Origin of the sequence: Streptomyces sp. NBC_00376, from assembly GCF_036077095.1 — a bacterium.
Taxonomy (GTDB): Bacteria; Actinomycetota; Actinomycetes; order Streptomycetales; family Streptomycetaceae; genus Streptomyces.
In genome coordinates this window covers 640,119-654,787 of record NZ_CP107960.1, presented here as the reverse complement: position 1 = coordinate 654,787, position 14,669 = coordinate 640,119, and the positions used below count along the sequence as shown (strand labels likewise).

Sequence of the window (14,669 nt, the reverse complement as noted above, 5' to 3'; positions counted from 1 at the left end):
CCCCGAGCATGACAGCCAGTCAACACCCGGATGGCGGACACGCCAGCCGTCCGGATGGCTCCTCCGCTACGCCACACTGGCGGCCGAATGCCGCATTCCGGCGCGGCGGAGGAGGTTGGCCATGGCCATTTCGATCTCACTGGTGCTGCTTCTGCTGATCCTCGCGGTGATCTTTCTCCGCAACGGGGGCCTCAAGATCTCGCATGCGCTGGTCTGCGCCATGCTCGGGTTCTTCCTCGCGGGTACGAGCATGGCGCCGACCATCCAGGACGGACTGGCGGCCACGGCCGACGTCGTCAGCAGTCTCAAGCCCTGAAGCCACCAGGCGCCGCGCGGCCACCTCGCGGACGTGACCGGCACACGCGGAGCCGGGTGCCCGCCCTCCCCGGGGCGGGCACCCGCCGCTCACGCGGACGGCGTCGTCATCCGTGCCAGCGCCACCCCGCCGACGATCAGGGAGAGCGCCGCCAGCCGTCCCGGACTCACCGGATCGTGCTGGACGAGGATCCCCAGGGCGATGGCCCCGATCGCCCCGATGCCCGTGAAGGCCGCGTACGCCGTGCCCACCGGCAGCCCCTCCATGGCCCGCGCTAGCAGATACACCGCGCCGACCATGAGTACCGCGCACACCAGCGTCGGCAGCGGCCTGGTGAACCCATGCGTCGGTTTGATGCTCTGGGACCAGGCGATCTCGACCAGCCCGGCGCAGACCAGCAGCAGCCAGCTCATCGGATGCCTCCGCCCAGTTCACGCGCGGCGGTGAGGGCGGCCGCGCGCGACTCGTCGTGCTGGGTGCGGCGGGCGGCGAGCGAGGGATCGATCCGGGAGTTCACCAGCTCGGTCGAGAGGAAGACCGGGTCGTCGATCGCGAAGTGGCCCGCGAGGAAGTCCCGCAGATAGCGTTCCTGGTGGTCGTACGGTTCGCGCGGGGTGCCGGGACCGTATGCCCCGCCCCGGGCGGAGGCGATCACGAAGCGGCGCCCCGCCAGCGACATCTTGGGAAACGTCACCTGGTCGATCCACGCCTTCAGGGAGGCGGGGACGGAGAAGTTGTACATCGGGGTCGTGATCAGTACGACGTCCGCGGCGACCAGTTCGGCCAGCAGCGGCCGCAGCACCTCCCAGGCCCGCGCCTGGTCCGGGGTGCGCACCGCCTCCTCGTACCGGGCGATGTCGGTGATGCCGTGCCGCAGGACGTGGTCGCAGAGCTCGGTCCACGCCTCGTCGATCTGCGGCGCCGGGTCGGTGCGCAGATCGCGGAGCACGTACGTGCCGGCCGGATTCGCGCTCTGCCAGGCGGCGGCGAAGGCATCGCCCAGTTCGCGGCTGTAGGAGTCGCGCCGCGCGCTCGCGGCGATGTGCAGCAGTACAGGCATGGGTACCCCCTGGAATCAGTAAGTGGACATCGTGTCCGCTTAGCTCGACCAGGGTAACCGGACGTCGTGTCCACTTATTCCTGTACGGTGGAATCCATGGAACGCGCGGACGCAGCAAGGAACCGGGCCAAGGTGCTCGCCGCGGCCAACCGGCTCTTCGCCGCGGGGGATCCGCGCAAGGTGACGATGGACGCCATCGCCCGGGAAGCCGGCGTGGGACGGGGCACGCTCTACCGCCGGTACCCCGACATCCCGTCCATCGCCACGGCGCTCCTCGACGAACATGAACGCACGCTCCAGGAGAAGCTGCTGAGGGGCGAGCCGCCGCTGGGGCCCGGTGCGCCGCCCGCGCAGCGGCTGGCCGCCTTCTACGCGGCGATGACCGACCTGCTGGAGCAGCACATCCATCTCACCCTGGGCGCCGAGTCCGGCTCCGCGCGGTTCGCCACCGGGGCGTACGGCTTCTGGCGCGCGCATGTCCGCATGCTCGTCAAGGAGGCGGGCGTCCCCGGCCCCGACGCGCTCGCCGACATCCTGCTGGCCCCGCTGGCGCCCGAGCTGTTCGCGCATCAGCGGAGCCGGGGCCGTGGCGTCGACGAGATCGGGTCGGCCCTGGAAACACTTGCGGAACGGACGCTCGGCGCGAGCTGAGGAGTGCTGGGGTCAGTTCCCGGCAGTGGCTGCCGGGGCGCTCCTCAACTCGCCTTCGCCCACGCGTACCGGTGCTCGGGGCGGCCCGTGTCGCCGTACTTGAGGCTCAGGCTGATGCGGCCCGCGCCCTCCAGGTACTTGAGGTAGCGCTGGGCGGTGGAGCGGCTGAGGCCGGCCCGGGCGGCGACCTCGTGCGCGGAAAGCGGCCCCTCGGCGGCCGACAGGACATGGCGGATGACGTCGGCGGTGGGCGCGGAGTGCCCCTTGGGCAGCCCGGCCGCCGAGCCGGACTCCATGGTGCGCAGGGCGCCGAAGATCTGGTCCACCTGCTCCTGCCCGGCCTCGCCCCGGCCGCCGCCCACGCCTTCGAGGGTCCGGCGCAGGGCCGCGTAACTCTCCAGCTTGGACCGCAGACCGCTGAAGCTGAACGGCTTGACCAGGTACTGGAGCGCGCCGTACCGCATGGCGGTCCGGACGGTCGCCACATCCCGGGCCGCGGTCACCATGATCACATCGGCGGGGTGGCCGAGCTGGCGCAGCCGCCGCACCAGCGTCAGCCCCGTCTCGTCCGGCAGATAGTGATCGAGCAGGACGAGGTCGACATGGTCGCGCTCCAGGAAGGCCAGCGCCTGAGCGGCGGTGTGCGCACGGGAGATGACCCGGAAGCCGGGGACCTTGGCCACGTACGCGGCATTGATCTCGGCAACCCGGAAGTCGTCGTCCACCACCAGGACATCGATCATCGCGACTCTCCCACTTCTGTCAGCGGCCGGACGGTGAGCGCCTCGGGCAGGACGACGGTGAAGACCGCGCCGCCGCCGGCCCGGGCCGTGACGCGGGCCGCGCCACCGTAGCGCTCGGCCAGCCGGCGCACCAGCGCCAGCCCCAGGCCGCGTCCCCGGTGCGCGGGGGACTCCTTGGTGGACCAGCCCTCGGTGAAGATCTGCTCACGCATCCCGGGAGGCACCCCCGGGCCGTTGTCACTGACCCGCAGCACCGCCGTACTTCCTTCCGCGAGCAGTTCGACCTCGATCAGCGTGGCGACGTCCAGCGCGTTGTCGATCAGGTTGCCGAGCACGGTCACCAGATCGCGCGGGTCCACCACCACGTCCGGGAGCCGGGTGCCCGGCGAGATGCGCAGGGAAGCGCCCCGCTCCGCCGCGATGGCCGACTTGCCCACCAGCAGCGCGGACAGCAGCGGGTCGTTGACGCGCTCCGCGACCTGTTCCGCCGAAGCCCGGTGACCGCTGGTCACCTCCTCGACGAACTCCACCGCGGCATCGTGCCTGCCGAGCTCCAGCAGCCCCAGCAGGGTGTGCAGCCGGTTGGCGTGCTCGTGGTCCTGGGCGCGCAGCGCGTCCAACAGGCCGTGCGTGGAGTCCAGTTCACGGCCCAGGAGCTCCAGCTCGGTACGGTCGCGCAGGGTGACCACGGCCCCGCCGTCGCCGGTGGGCATGCGGTTGGCGATCAGCACGCGGCCCCGGCAGACGGTGATCAGGTTCGCGCCGTCGACCCGCCCCGTCAGCACTTCCGCCGTACGGCCCGGCGGCAGCACCTCACCCAGCGGGCGCCCGACGGCCTCCTGGTCCAGCTCCAGCAGCCGCCGTGCCTCGTCGTTGAGGAGCCGGATCCGGCCCCGCGCGTCGAGCGCGAGCACCGCCTCACGGATGCTGTGCAGCATGGCCTCGCGCTCGTCCAGCAACGCGGAGATGTCGGCGAAGGCGAGCCCGTGCGTGGAGCGTTGCAGCCGCCGCGAGACGGCCAGGGCCGCCAGCACGCCCACGGCGAGCGCCGCTCCGGAGTACTGCAGCAGACCGGGAATGGTTCCCAGCAGCCGGTCGTGGACGCTGTCGTAGGCGATGCCCACCGACACGGCGCCCACGATCTTCCCGCGCCGGTCGCGGAGCGGGACCTTCGCGCGTGCCGACCGGCCCAGGGTCCCGTCGTCGATCTGCATGATCTCCCGGCCGCCCAGCGCCGTGCTGGGGTCGGTCGAGACATGCCTGCCGATCTGCGCGGTGTCGGTGTGCGACCAGCGCACCCCGCGGGTGTCCATGACGACGATGTACAACGCGCCGGTGGCCCGCCGGATCCGCTCCGCCTCGGCCTGCACCGGTCCGCCGGGGCTGGGGCCGGTGCTCCTCAGATCGCGTACCAGACCGGGTTCGGCGGCGGTGGTCTGGGCGATGGAGAGGGCCTGGTGCATCGCCTGGTTGTCGAGCTGATGGCTGAGCGGGGCGAGGAAGAGCCCCGTGACGAGCATGATCACGCCGGTGGTGATGACCACCTGGGTGAGGAGGACCTGGGCGAAGACACGGCGCGGCCAGTGAATGCGCATGTGCTCGCCCTCTGCCTTCCGCCTGCCAGGAACATGATGCTCCGTTTCGTCCTCGTGTGAACGCAACGTAAACGTCGTGGTCGCCGATGACCAGTCCTCGTGGCGCATTCGTTGCCGGAGCGCGAGCAGAACGAGCAGAACCCCGGGTTATGAGCAGAACCCGGAGTTGTGGGCGCAAGGGTGCCCGGCTCCTCCGGGCGCCTCTAGCGTCCCGCTCCATGAAAAGCGAAACGAGCCCCGCCATCGAACTGCGGGGGGCGAGCAAAGCGTTCCGGACTCCGTCGGGGGCGCTCCACACCGCCGTACGGGATCTGGACCTCACGATCGGGCGCGGCGAGTTCGTCGCCGTGGTGGGCCCCACCGGATGCGGCAAGTCGACCACGCTGACCCTGGTCAGCGGACTGGAGGAGCCCACCGAGGGCGAGGTGCTGGTGGCCGGGGAACCGGTGCGCGGCATCGGCGACAAGGTCGGCTTCGTCTTCCAGCAGGACGCCGTCTTCCCCTGGCGGACCGTGCTGTCCAATGTGATGGCGGGGCCCCGCTTCCGCGGTGTGCCCAAGCCCGAGGCGAAGGAGCGGGCCCGGGAGTGGCTCGCCAGGGTCGGCCTCTCCTCCTTCGAGGACCGCTACCCCCACCAGCTGTCCGGCGGCCAGCGCAAGCGCGTCGCGCTCGCGGCGACGTTCGTCAACGACCCCGAGATCCTGCTCATGGACGAGCCCTTCTCCGCGCTCGACGTGCAGACCCGGGCGCTGATGTCGGACGAACTGCTGGAGCTGTGGGCCGGTACCGGCGCCTCCGTCGTCTTCGTCACCCATGACCTGGAGGAGTCCATCGCGCTGGCCGACAAGGTGGTGGTCATGACCGCGGGACCGGCCACGGTCAAGGAGGTCTTCGAGATCGACCTGCCCCGTCCCCGCAAGGTCGAGCAGGTGCGGCTGGAGCCCCGGTTCGTCGAGATCTACCGGGAGATCTGGTCCTCGCTCGGCGAAGAGGTCCGCATCACCCGCGAGAGGGGTGCACTTGATGTCGCCTGACACCATCACCGCGAGCGCCGCCGTGACGAAGACCGAGCGGACCCGGGCCAGGGCCAGAGCCGCCAGGAACCGCAAGTACCTGGTGACGGCGAGCCGGATAGCGGTGCTCCTCGCGGTCGTCGGACTGTGGGAATGGCTGGCCCGTACGGCGGTCATCGACCCGTTCAACTTCTCCATGCCCTCGAAGATCTGGGACCAGATCCGCACCTGGGTCGTCGACGGAACCGCCCAGGGATCCCTCTGGGAGCAGATCTGGTACACGCTCTACGAAGCACTGCTCGGCTGGGTCATCGGTGTGATCGCCGGGGTACTGCTCGGGATCGCGCTGGGCCGGGTGCGGTTCGCCGCCGATGTCCTCGGCCCGTACATCAAGGTGCTCAACGCGCTGCCCCGGATCGTGCTCGCGCCGATCTTCCTCATCTGGTTCGGTCTCGGCCCCGCCTCGAAGGTGGCCTCCGCGGTCGTCCTCGTGTTCTTCCCCGTCTTCTTCAACGCCTTCCAGGGCGCACGGGAGGTCGACCGCAACCTCGTCGCCAACTCCCGCATCCTGGGCGCCAGCAACCGCCAGGTCACCCTGCAGGTGGTCATCCCCTCCGCCACCTCGTGGATCTTCACCAGCCTGCACGTGAGCTTCGGCTTCGCGCTCATCGGCGCGATCGTCGGCGAGTACATCGGCGCCACCAAGGGACTCGGCCTGCTGGTCGCCGCCTCCCAGGGCACGTTCAACGCCGCCGGCGTCTACGCCGCGATGGTCATCCTCGCGATCGTCGCGCTGCTGGCCGAAGGACTGCTGACCTTCCTGGAGAAGCGGCTCTTCCGCTGGAAGCCGGCCGACGCGGACACCGCCCGCTGAGCCGACACCGCTCGCAGACGCCCCGTCACCACGACTGTTCCCGAATGTTTCTTCACAAGGACGTGAATCAGATGCGTGCATCCACCCGGATCCCGGCCCTCGCCGTCGTCGGCGTACTCGCCCTGACCAGCCTCACCGCCTGTGGCGGCGACTCCACCTCGGCCTCCGGCGACAAGAACGACAAGGTCAAGATCATGGTCGGCGGCCTGGACAAGGTCATCTACCTGCCCGCGATGTTGACCGAGCGGCTCGGCTACTTCAAGGACGAGGGGGTGTCGGTCCAGCTCCTGACCGAGCCCGCCGGCGTCCAGGCCGAGACGGCACTGGTCTCCGGAGACGTCCAGGGCACGGTGGGCTTCTACGACCACACCCTCGACCTCCAGGTGAAGGGCAAGCAGGTCGAGTCGGTCGTCCAGTTCTCCCAGGCCCCCGGCGAGGTCGAGATCGTGTCCAACAAGGCGGCGGGGGAGGTCCGTTCGGCGAAGGACTTCAAGGGCAAGAAGCTCGGTGTCACGGGCATCGGCTCCTCGACCGACTTCCTGACGAAGTACCTCGCCGTGAGCAACGGTGTGAAGACCAGCGAATTCACACCCGTGGCCGTCGGAGCCGGACAGACGTTCATCTCCGCCCTCCAGCAGGGTTCCATCGAGGGCGGCATGACCACCGACCCCACGGTCGCCACCATCCTGGACAAGAAGCTCGGCAAGATCCTCATCGACATGCGGACCCCCGAGGGCTCCAGGCAGGCGCTCGGCGGGCTCTACCCGTCGTCCAGCCTCTACATGCAGACCGAGTGGGTCAACAGCCACAAGAAGACGGTCCAGAAGCTGGCCAACGCCTTCGTCAGGACGCTGAAGTGGATGTCCACGCACAGCGCCGACGAGATCGCCGCGAAGATGCCCGCCGACTACGCCCAGGGCGGCGGCAAGGCCCTGTACGCGCAGGCGATCAAGAGCACACTGCCCATGTTCACCAAGGACGGCGTCATGCCCGCGGACGGCCCCGCCACCGTCGAGCGGGTCCTGAAGGCCTTCAACCCGAACCTGAAGAACGCCGAGGTGGACCTCGCCAAGACTTACACGACCGAGTTCGTCGAGAAGGCGAACTGACCGCCGCCGCCCACGGCACGCGCACACCCTGGCGGCGCGGCTCCCGGAAACCGGAGCCGCGCCGCCGGGGTGCGCCGGCTACTGCTTCCAGTTCGGGGGCTGGGCGGGGTCGAGGGTCCGCCACTGCGCGAGGACCTTGGGGTCCTGCGCGTCGAGCCAGTCGGTCAGTTCACGGAAGGACACACAGCGGACCTCCTTGCGGGGGCAGACCTCCCGCATCGTGTCCTCGGCGGCGTCCATGTAGATCCCGCCGTTCCAGTCCTCGAAGTGGTTCCCGATGAACAGCGGTGCGCGACTGCCGTGGAAGACCCGGTCGAACCCCGCCACGTACGCGTTCCGCGCCTCCTTGCGCCACGTCTGGTACTTCGCGGGATCGCCCTCGGTGCTGCCCTCGGACTGGTTGTAGAGGAAGTTGAAGTCCATGGACAGCACCTGGAAGTCCTTGCCGGGGAACGGCAGCATCTGCAGCGGGAGGTCCCAGATGCCGTTCTTCTTGGACGGCCAGATCTGGAAGTCGCCGGGGGAGCTCGCGTCGTAACGCCAGCCGAACGGCTTGGACGCCGACAGCAGGTTCTTCTGGCCCTCCAGGCACGGTGCCCGCCCGCCGACGACCTCACGGGTGGGGTCGAAGGGGAGCGGATCGAGGTCCTTGAAGCCGGTGTTCGTCTTCCAGTTCTGCACGAAGGAGTAGAACTGGCCGATCTCGCTGATCCACTCGTCCTTGCTCCAGTCCCCACCGCCCTTCTTCTCGCAGAAGTGGCCGTTGAAATGCGACCCGATCTCGTTGCCCTCCTTCCAGGCACCGCCGAGCTGCTCCAGCGTCATCCGGATGTGCTCGCGTGTCGGGTACGAGATCGCGGCGGCGCCGGCCTTGTGCTGGGGCGGCCGGTAGAGGTCCCGCTTCTCCTTCGGGAGCAGATAGATGCCGGTGAGGAAGAACGTCATGTGCGCGTTGCTCTCCTTCGCCGCACGGCGGAACCGGGAGAACATCTGGTCGTCGCCCTCCAGCGCCCCGTCCCACGAGAACACCACGAACTGCGGCGGCCGTTCACCCGGCTTGAGCCGCTCGGCCTTCAACTGGCCCGGCTGCGGACCGGTGTAGGACGTGGAGCCGTCCCCCAGGATCTTGACCTTTCCGTCCCACTCCTCCTCCTCGGTGCTTCCACCGCCCCCGCGGTGCTCCCGGGCGGTCGGCGTCGGCGCGGCGACGGTGCGCGTGCCCTCCTGCGGGGTCCGGGCGTCCGAGGCATCGTCGGACAGCAGCGGGACGAGGGCCGCGGAGCCCGACACCACGAGACATGCCGCGAGCCCCAGGACGATGCGGGGCGTGAGCCGGGCCCGTATTCGGTGTGCGGTGGACTTCACTCTGTTATCCGTCACTTCGTCGTGGCTTCCGTGTATGTGTTCCAGATCTGTGCCGGGAGCTTCCCGTCGTCCTCGGGGCCACCGGCCAGCCCCTTGAGAGGCAGCGGCGCGAGGCTCTTGGCCAGGTCCATGCGGTAGACGACGACGGCGGTGGACGCGGCCGGGCCGTATCCGACGTACCAGCGCGCGGTGTCGTCCTCGGTGGTTCCGGCCTTGGCGGCGACCGGCGCGGCCAGGGCGACCCCCCTCATGCCGGGCCGGGTGAGCGATCTGGTGATCGCGTCGGCGACGTCGGACCGTACGGCGCGCCTGGGCCGCGGCAGGTCGAGCCGGACCGGCTCGCCGTTGCGGGTGACCTTGCGGACCGAGTACGGATCGGTGTGCACGCCGCGGGCCGCGAACGTTCCGTACGCGTCGGCCATCCGGATGGCGCTGGGAGTGGAGTTGCCCATCGCGAACGCCGGGACGGGCGGGCCGAAACTGGCGGGGAGCAGCCCCGATGACTCGGCGGTGCTGCGGACCAGCTTCAGGCCCGTGTCCATGCCGAGTTGGAGGAAGGGGGAGTTCGCGGACTTCGTCATGGCCTCGTGCAGGCTGATCCGGCCGAAGGACTTGTCGCCGTCGTTGTTGCCCTTGACCATCTTGCCGCTCCGGTCCCAGTAGGGGCCTTCGGGCGTCATGACGGGAATGTCGTCGTCGCCGTCGTACTCGGTCGACGGTGTGACGGTGGAGCGCGGGCCGTTGCGTTCGTGCGTCACACCGTGCTGGAGGCCGGCGGCGTAGACGAAGGGGGTGAACGCCGAACCGGCCGGGACGGTACCCGCGTTGGATTCGTTGAACGCCTGCCGCTCGAAGTCCGGTCCGCCGTACACCGCGAGGATCCGCCCGTCCGGGGCGACGGTCGAGGCGCCGAACCGGACGAACCGGTCGGCCTTGCGCTGCTTGGGATCGAGCTTGTCGCGCGCGTCACGGACGGCTCGGGCGAGGGCGGTCATCCGCGGTTTCTCGAACGTCGTGTAGATCTGGTAGCCGCCGAGGTCGAAGCGTGCGTCGGAGATGTGGCCGGCCCGCTTGGCGTACGACTCGGCGAGCTGTACGAGATAACCGTCCTGCCCGCCCGCGCTGTTGGGCCGGTGCGGGGGCTTCGGCTCGGGGAAGGTGGTGTACGTGGCCCGTTCGGCCGGGCTCAGCCTGCCGATCTCCACCATGCGGTCCAGCGTCCACCGCCACCGTTCGACGGCCCGTTCACGGTTGCGGGGATTGACGGCCGGGTCGTACAGCGAGGCACCCTTGAGCAAGGAGGCGAGGAAGGCGCCCTCGCTGGCGTTGAGCTGGGTGACCTCCTTGCCGTAGTAGGCCTGCGAGGCACGTTGGAGACCGTAGGTGCCACGGCCGAACCAGCTGGTGTTCAGGTACTCCTGAAGGATCTTGTCCTTGCTCAGGCGGCGGTCCAGCTTGACCGCCAGCAGCATCTCGGTGAACTTCCGCGAGAAGGACTGGTCCTGCGACAGATAGACGTTCTTCACGTACTGCTGGGTGATGGTGGACCCGCCCTGGGTGTCACCGTCGCTGACGGTGCGCCACAGCGCACGGGTGATCCCTTGCGTCGATATGCCGTGGTCGGAGTAGAAGTCGGCGTTCTCCGCCGCCAGTACGGCCCATCGGACATGGTCGGGGATCTTCGACAGGGGCATCTCCTGGCGGCTCACCCAGCCGGTCCGGGCCATCGGCGTGCCGTCGGCCCAGTAGTAGACGGTGTCCTGCTGGGTGGCGAAGGCGTTGAGGTCCTCCGGTATGTCCGTACGGGCGTAGGCGATGCCCACCACGGTCGCCAGGGTCGCGGTGAACATCAGGACCGAGCCCAGGCCCAGCCGCCACGAGGGAATCCATCTTCGCCAGCCGCGCCGTCCCGCGCGTGGGTAGTCCGGTGTGCGCAGCCGGCGGGCGATCGGGCGCTTCGTCTGCTTCCGGCGCCCCGTCCCCGGGATCAGCACCGCTCGTGCGGCCAGCGCCGCCCTGCTGAATCTGTTGTGCTGTGTCATTTCGTCCAGCCAGGACAGGCCGGGCCGGCCGCGGTCCGCGACCGTGCCCGTGCAGTGGTCATTGAACGTCCGTCGCCACACGTCGGCACATCGACGCCAACAGATCAAAGGCCAAAGCATGACCGAGAGTTCTGTCGCGAAGTCACGTAAAGATAACAGGCCCCCGGGAGAGGTGGTGCCGGGCGGCTCACCCCGTCATGGCAACCGCCCGGTGGTCCGGGCCCCCCGGTGCCGAACCGGCCAATTCGATTCTTCTCGCGCGCCGACCCCGCCGGAACACCGGACAGGTACCGCGACTTCACCGGGCCCGGCAGCGGCCGGGGGACGAGAGCGAGGGGAACGTCAAGCGCCGTTCCCGGCCAACGGTGACACGCGGGCGTGAGAGTGTCGTGGTGACACCTGGGGCCACCTGCCTAAGGTCTGAGAGCACGCAGCCGGGCCGGCCGGTCGACCCATCGCCATCGTCGAACGACGCATCGCACAGGGAGAAGCAGTGTCGCGTGTCAATCCCGTCCTGGCGCGGGCCCTCAGCACAACACCCTTACTCCGCCTGGACGTCACCCACCGGGGTCGGGTGCGGCGTCTGGGCCTGAAACTCGAAGAACACGGCCCCACCGGATCGGTGAAGGACCGCAGCGCCGTAGGACTGTTACGGGCGCTGCACGACGAACGGCCGCTCACCCCGGGCACCGTGGTGGTCGAATCCACCTCGGGCAACCTGGGCCTCGCCCTGGCCAGGCTGCTGCCGACGCTCGGCTGCGACTTCCTCGCCGTGGTCGATATCAAGACCCCGCACGCCACCCGCCGCGGGCTCGCGGACAGCGGAGCGCGGGTGATCGTCGTCGACGAACCCGACGGCCTGGGCGGCTACCTGCTGAGCCGGTTGCGCCGGGTGCGCGAGCTGTGTGCGGACAACCCCGGATACCGCTGGCCCGACCAGTACGAGAACTGGGCCGCGCCCCACATCCACCGGCTCACCACCGGACCCGAACTCACCGCGCAGGCGGGACCGGAGCTCGGCGCGGTGTACATACCGGTCTCCACCGGCGGCACCCTCGCGGGCATCAGCGCCCATCTGCGCGAGCACCGGCCCGACGTCGCCGCGGTCGCCGTGGACGTACGCGGCTCACTGGCTGTCTCGGGCAGCGGCGGACGGCGCCTGGTCCCGGGCATCGGAGCCAGCCGCCCGTCCGTCTTCCTGAAGGCGCCGCACAGCTACCACCGCGCGGTGCACGTCGACGACATCGAGGCGATCGCCGTCTGCCGGATCATCGCCGAGGACATCGGGCTCGCACTCGGCGGCTCCAGCGGTTGCGCCGTGCGCGCGATGCTGACCGATCAGGAGGAGGCCGGGACGGACGGCCGGCTCGCGGTCTGCCTGGCCGCGGACGGCGGCGCCAAATACCGGGACACCCTCTACTGCGACAACTGGGCGACCGAACAGGGCGTCGCCAAGGAGATCACCGCCGCCGTGCAACGACTGCGCAGCGAAGGACTCTTCTTCGACCGAAAGCACCAGGAGCACTGAACATGGGCACCAGCACCACCCTTGACCGGCAGCGGACCCGCCCCGGCCACCGGCAGTACCTGCCACTGGTGCAGGGCGCCACGCTGATCGAATGGACCGGCACGGGCCTCTTCCTCGCCGTCTCGACCATCTACTTCGTCAAGGTCGCCCATCTCAGTACCTCGTCCGTCGGCACCGGTCTGACCATCGGCGGGGTGGTCGCCATCGCCGCCGCCGTGCCCATCGCCCGGCTGGCCGGGCGCTTCGGGCCGAAGCCGGTGCTGATCGGTGTGATGCTGCTGCGCGCACTGGCCACCGTCGGCTACCTCTGGGTGGACGGTTGGTGGAGTTTTCTGCTCGTGGTCGCCGTCATCGCCGTCACCGAGCAGTCCTCACCCCCACTGGTCCAGTCGTACGTCGGCGCGCGCGCCCCGGAGAACCTGCGCGCGAAGGTCATGGCCGTGCAGCGCACCGTCGTCAACCTCGGTATCAGCCTTGGTGGGCTGATCGCCGGAGTCGCCCTGGGCTCCGGCGCGCCGGGAGCATTCAGGCCGCTGCTGGTCGGTGGCGCGGTCGCCTACGTGGCGGTGGCCGCCGTGTACGCCACCGCGCGGCGGGAGGAGAAGACGGCGACGGCGGTCGCGAGCGCCCGGGTGGCGGATCTGCTCAAGGACCGCCGACTGCTCGGCTTCACCGCGTACAACGCACTGGTGTCGCTCTGGATGCCGGTGCTCAATGTGGCCTTCCCGCTGTGGCTGGTCACCGAGACGGATGTGCCGGAGCGCTATGTGGGCATCCTGTACGCCGTCAACACCGTGCTGTGCATCGCCCTCCAGTACCCCCTCAACCGCTGCTACAGCACCACGCGCCGGGCCTGGCTCTCCTACGCGGGTGCGGCCCTGCTGCTCAGCTGCGGCGCCCTGGCCTTCGCCGCCGCGCCCGGATTCGGGGCGCGAGAGGCACTGCTGGTGCTCGGCTCGGCCGTCGTCCTCCTGACGTTCGCCGAGCTGCTGCAGGTCGGCGCCTCGTGGACGCTCTCCTTCGACCTGGCACCGGAAGGGGCGCGCAGCGCCTACCTGGTGCTGTTCAACACCAGCCGCACGGTGGCCAACCGGGTCGCGGGCCCGGTGCTGATGACCGGCGTCGTCCTAGCCCTCGGCACGGCCGGCTGGATCGCACTCGCCGGCGTACTGCTGCTGGGTGCGTTCGTCCCCTTCGTGATGCTCCGCGCGGCACACACCCCCGGCGGCTGAAGCCGCTCCCGCGCCGTCCCCACCGCAACCGACCCCTCTCGCCAAGGAGCCCCGCCCGTCATGGACTTCGAGCAATACCCCGACAGCCACTTCCGCTATCTGACCCGCGCGGACGTCATCGAGGCCGCCCGCGACGTGGACATCGTGGCGACGGTGGCCGAGGCGCTCAGGCTGCACTCCGCCGGTCGGTCCGAGCTTCCCGAGGAGGCATACCTGGGCTGGACCACCCCGCAGGGCGACTCGGCCAGGCTGCTGGCCATGCCCGGCGCACTCGTCAAGGAGGGGCGGCCGCCGGTCATCGGCATGAAGACCATCAACGCCTCGATCGGCAACCCAGGGCGCGGCATACCCCGCTCCCAGGGCTTCACCCTGCTCCTCGATCCGGAGACCGCCCGCCCCCTCGCCCTGATGGAGGCCGCCTACATCAGCGCGATGCGCACCGCGGCGGTGACCGCGCTCGCCGTGCGCCATCTGGCGGTGCCGGAACCGCGCGGGCTGGCACTCCTCGGCTGCGGCGCCCTCGCCCAGGCGCACATCGCGCTGCTGCTGCGTACCGTGCCCACCCTGCGCCGCATCACGCTGTACGACGTGGCGCCCGACCGTGCGAAGTCCGTCGCCCACCACATCGCCTCGCTGCCGGGTGCGGCGGACATCGAGACGGTGGTCGCCGACGGACCGCGCGAGGCGGTACGGGGCGCCGAACTCGTCGTGCCCGTCACCACGGTGACCCAGGGGTACATCGACCCCGACTGGCTGCTGCCCGGCGCGCTCGTCTGCCATGTCTCGCTGGACGACCTCACCGAAGCGGCCGTGCTCTCGGCCGACACGGTGATCGTCGACGACTGGAGCCTGGTCCGTGACGACCCGCGACGGCTGCTCGGCCGGATGCACCGGGCAGGCACCCTGCTCGGCCCCGACGGCACCCCGCGGGAAGGAGTGACCGCCCGGCCCGGTGCCCGCCGCGTCGACGGCACGCTCGGCGATGTGCTCGCCGGGCGGCACCCGGGCCGCCGCGGCCAGGACGACATCGTGATCAGCAACCCGTTCGGGATGTCGATCCTCGACGTCGCCGTGGCCGACCGCATCCACGCCCGCGCCGAAGCCGCCGGTCTCGGCGCCCGGCTCACGCTCTGAGGGGGAT

Annotated in this window: 14 protein-coding genes; 8 read left to right on the top strand and 6 right to left on the bottom strand. The window is 70.0% G+C overall.

Annotation, left to right across the window (positions count from 1 at the left end; translation table 11 throughout):
• The first annotated feature begins 121 nt into the window (after window positions 1-121).
• Window positions 122-316 (top strand): hypothetical protein, encoded by a 195-nt coding sequence (locus tag OG842_RS03090; protein ID WP_124720290.1) that lies wholly within the window; start codon window positions 122-124, stop codon window positions 314-316.
• Between the two features lie 89 nt (window positions 317-405).
• Here OG842_RS03090 and OG842_RS03085 read toward each other — a convergent pair whose 3' ends face one another.
• Together OG842_RS03085 and OG842_RS03080 are read right to left on the bottom strand one after the other, a co-directional pair.
• Window positions 406-729 carry a DMT family transporter gene (locus OG842_RS03085; RefSeq protein ID WP_266727204.1) on the bottom strand — a complete coding sequence of 108 codons (324 nt, stop codon included), beginning with the start codon at window positions 727-729 and terminating at the stop codon, window positions 406-408.
• The gene (locus tag OG842_RS03080) at window positions 726-1,376 is read right to left on the bottom strand and encodes an FMN-dependent NADH-azoreductase (protein WP_266727203.1); all 651 of its coding nucleotides are present in this window, start codon (window positions 1,374-1,376) and stop codon (window positions 726-728) included. Before OG842_RS03080 ends, OG842_RS03085 begins: the two co-directional genes overlap by 4 nt.
• A gap of 96 nt (window positions 1,377-1,472) precedes the next feature.
• Here OG842_RS03080 and OG842_RS03075 point away from each other — a divergent pair, with 96 nt between their 5' ends.
• Complete coding sequence (locus OG842_RS03075) at window positions 1,473-2,027, top strand: TetR/AcrR family transcriptional regulator (RefSeq protein WP_266727201.1); 555 nt, start codon at window positions 1,473-1,475, stop codon at window positions 2,025-2,027.
• Between the two features lie 44 nt (window positions 2,028-2,071).
• Here OG842_RS03075 and OG842_RS03070 read toward each other — a convergent pair whose 3' ends face one another.
• The gene (locus tag OG842_RS03070; protein ID WP_266727199.1) at window positions 2,072-2,770 is read right to left on the bottom strand and encodes a response regulator; all 699 of its coding nucleotides are present in this window, start codon (window positions 2,768-2,770) and stop codon (window positions 2,072-2,074) included.
• A complete protein-coding gene (locus tag OG842_RS03065) occupies window positions 2,767-4,365 on the bottom strand; it encodes a sensor histidine kinase (protein WP_266727197.1) in 1,599 nt (532 codons plus the stop codon). The genes OG842_RS03070 and OG842_RS03065 overlap by 4 nt, the downstream gene beginning before the upstream one ends.
• A gap of 218 nt (window positions 4,366-4,583) precedes the next feature.
• Between OG842_RS03065 and OG842_RS03060 the strand changes: the two genes are divergently transcribed.
• From OG842_RS03060 to OG842_RS03050, 3 genes are all read left to right on the top strand, one after another.
• On the top strand, window positions 4,584-5,399 hold the full coding sequence (locus tag OG842_RS03060; protein ID WP_124720284.1) for an ABC transporter ATP-binding protein: 816 nt from the start codon (window positions 4,584-4,586) through the stop codon (window positions 5,397-5,399).
• Window positions 5,389-6,252, top strand: a complete 864-nt coding sequence (locus OG842_RS03055) for an ABC transporter permease (protein WP_266727195.1) — start codon at window positions 5,389-5,391, stop codon at window positions 6,250-6,252. The genes OG842_RS03060 and OG842_RS03055 overlap by 11 nt, the downstream gene beginning before the upstream one ends.
• Window positions 6,253-6,323: 71 nt before the next feature.
• A complete protein-coding gene (locus OG842_RS03050) occupies window positions 6,324-7,361 on the top strand; it encodes an ABC transporter substrate-binding protein (RefSeq protein WP_266727193.1) in 1,038 nt (345 codons plus the stop codon).
• Window positions 7,362-7,439: 78 nt separating this feature from the next.
• On the opposite strand, the gene OG842_RS03045 is transcribed toward OG842_RS03050, so the two are convergent.
• Window positions 7,440-8,726, bottom strand: a complete 1,287-nt coding sequence (locus OG842_RS03045) for a hypothetical protein (protein WP_266727192.1) — start codon at window positions 8,724-8,726, stop codon at window positions 7,440-7,442.
• 11 nt (window positions 8,727-8,737) lie between these two features.
• Window positions 8,738-10,768, bottom strand: coding sequence for a transglycosylase domain-containing protein (locus tag OG842_RS03040; RefSeq protein ID WP_328512078.1), 2,031 nt, complete (start codon window positions 10,766-10,768; stop codon window positions 8,738-8,740).
• 493 nt (window positions 10,769-11,261) lie between these two features.
• Here OG842_RS03040 and OG842_RS03035 point away from each other — a divergent pair, with 493 nt between their 5' ends.
• Genes OG842_RS03035 through OG842_RS03025 form a run of 3 tightly spaced genes read left to right on the top strand, consistent with a single transcriptional unit; the run spans window position 11,262 to window position 14,662 of the window.
• A complete protein-coding gene (locus OG842_RS03035) occupies window positions 11,262-12,296 on the top strand; it encodes a pyridoxal-phosphate dependent enzyme (protein WP_266727189.1) in 1,035 nt (344 codons plus the stop codon).
• Window positions 12,297-12,298: 2 nt separating this feature from the next.
• The gene (locus tag OG842_RS03030) at window positions 12,299-13,528 is read left to right on the top strand and encodes an MFS transporter (protein ID WP_266727187.1); all 1,230 of its coding nucleotides are present in this window, start codon (window positions 12,299-12,301) and stop codon (window positions 13,526-13,528) included.
• Between the two features lie 60 nt (window positions 13,529-13,588).
• Window positions 13,589-14,662, top strand: a complete 1,074-nt coding sequence (locus OG842_RS03025) for an ornithine cyclodeaminase family protein (protein ID WP_266727185.1) — start codon at window positions 13,589-13,591, stop codon at window positions 14,660-14,662.
• The last annotated feature ends 7 nt before the right edge of the window (window positions 14,663-14,669 follow it).

What these genes read in the sequence shown, in the direction of transcription:
- OG842_RS03065 (WP_266727197.1), bottom strand. Translation starts at nt 4,365, where the DNA reads ATGCGCATTCACTGGCCGCGCCGTGTCTTCGCCCAGGTCCTCCTCACC.
- OG842_RS03055 (WP_266727195.1), top strand. Translation starts at nt 5,389, where the DNA reads ATGTCGCCTGACACCATCACCGCGAGCGCCGCCGTGACGAAGACCGAG.
- OG842_RS03060 (WP_124720284.1), top strand. Translation starts at nt 4,584, where the DNA reads ATGAAAAGCGAAACGAGCCCCGCCATCGAACTGCGGGGGGCGAGCAAA.
- OG842_RS03050 (WP_266727193.1), top strand. Translation starts at nt 6,324, where the DNA reads ATGCGTGCATCCACCCGGATCCCGGCCCTCGCCGTCGTCGGCGTACTC.
- OG842_RS03040 (WP_328512078.1), bottom strand. Translation starts at nt 10,768, where the DNA reads ATGACACAGCACAACAGATTCAGCAGGGCGGCGCTGGCCGCACGAGCG.
- OG842_RS03075 (WP_266727201.1), top strand. Translation starts at nt 1,473, where the DNA reads ATGGAACGCGCGGACGCAGCAAGGAACCGGGCCAAGGTGCTCGCCGCG.
- OG842_RS03090 (WP_124720290.1), top strand. Translation starts at nt 122, where the DNA reads ATGGCCATTTCGATCTCACTGGTGCTGCTTCTGCTGATCCTCGCGGTG.
- OG842_RS03080 (WP_266727203.1), bottom strand. Translation starts at nt 1,376, where the DNA reads ATGCCTGTACTGCTGCACATCGCCGCGAGCGCGCGGCGCGACTCCTAC.
- OG842_RS03030 (WP_266727187.1), top strand. Translation starts at nt 12,299, where the DNA reads ATGGGCACCAGCACCACCCTTGACCGGCAGCGGACCCGCCCCGGCCAC.
- OG842_RS03025 (WP_266727185.1), top strand. Translation starts at nt 13,589, where the DNA reads ATGGACTTCGAGCAATACCCCGACAGCCACTTCCGCTATCTGACCCGC.
- OG842_RS03070 (WP_266727199.1), bottom strand. Translation starts at nt 2,770, where the DNA reads ATGATCGATGTCCTGGTGGTGGACGACGACTTCCGGGTTGCCGAGATC.
- OG842_RS03085 (WP_266727204.1), bottom strand. Translation starts at nt 729, where the DNA reads ATGAGCTGGCTGCTGCTGGTCTGCGCCGGGCTGGTCGAGATCGCCTGG.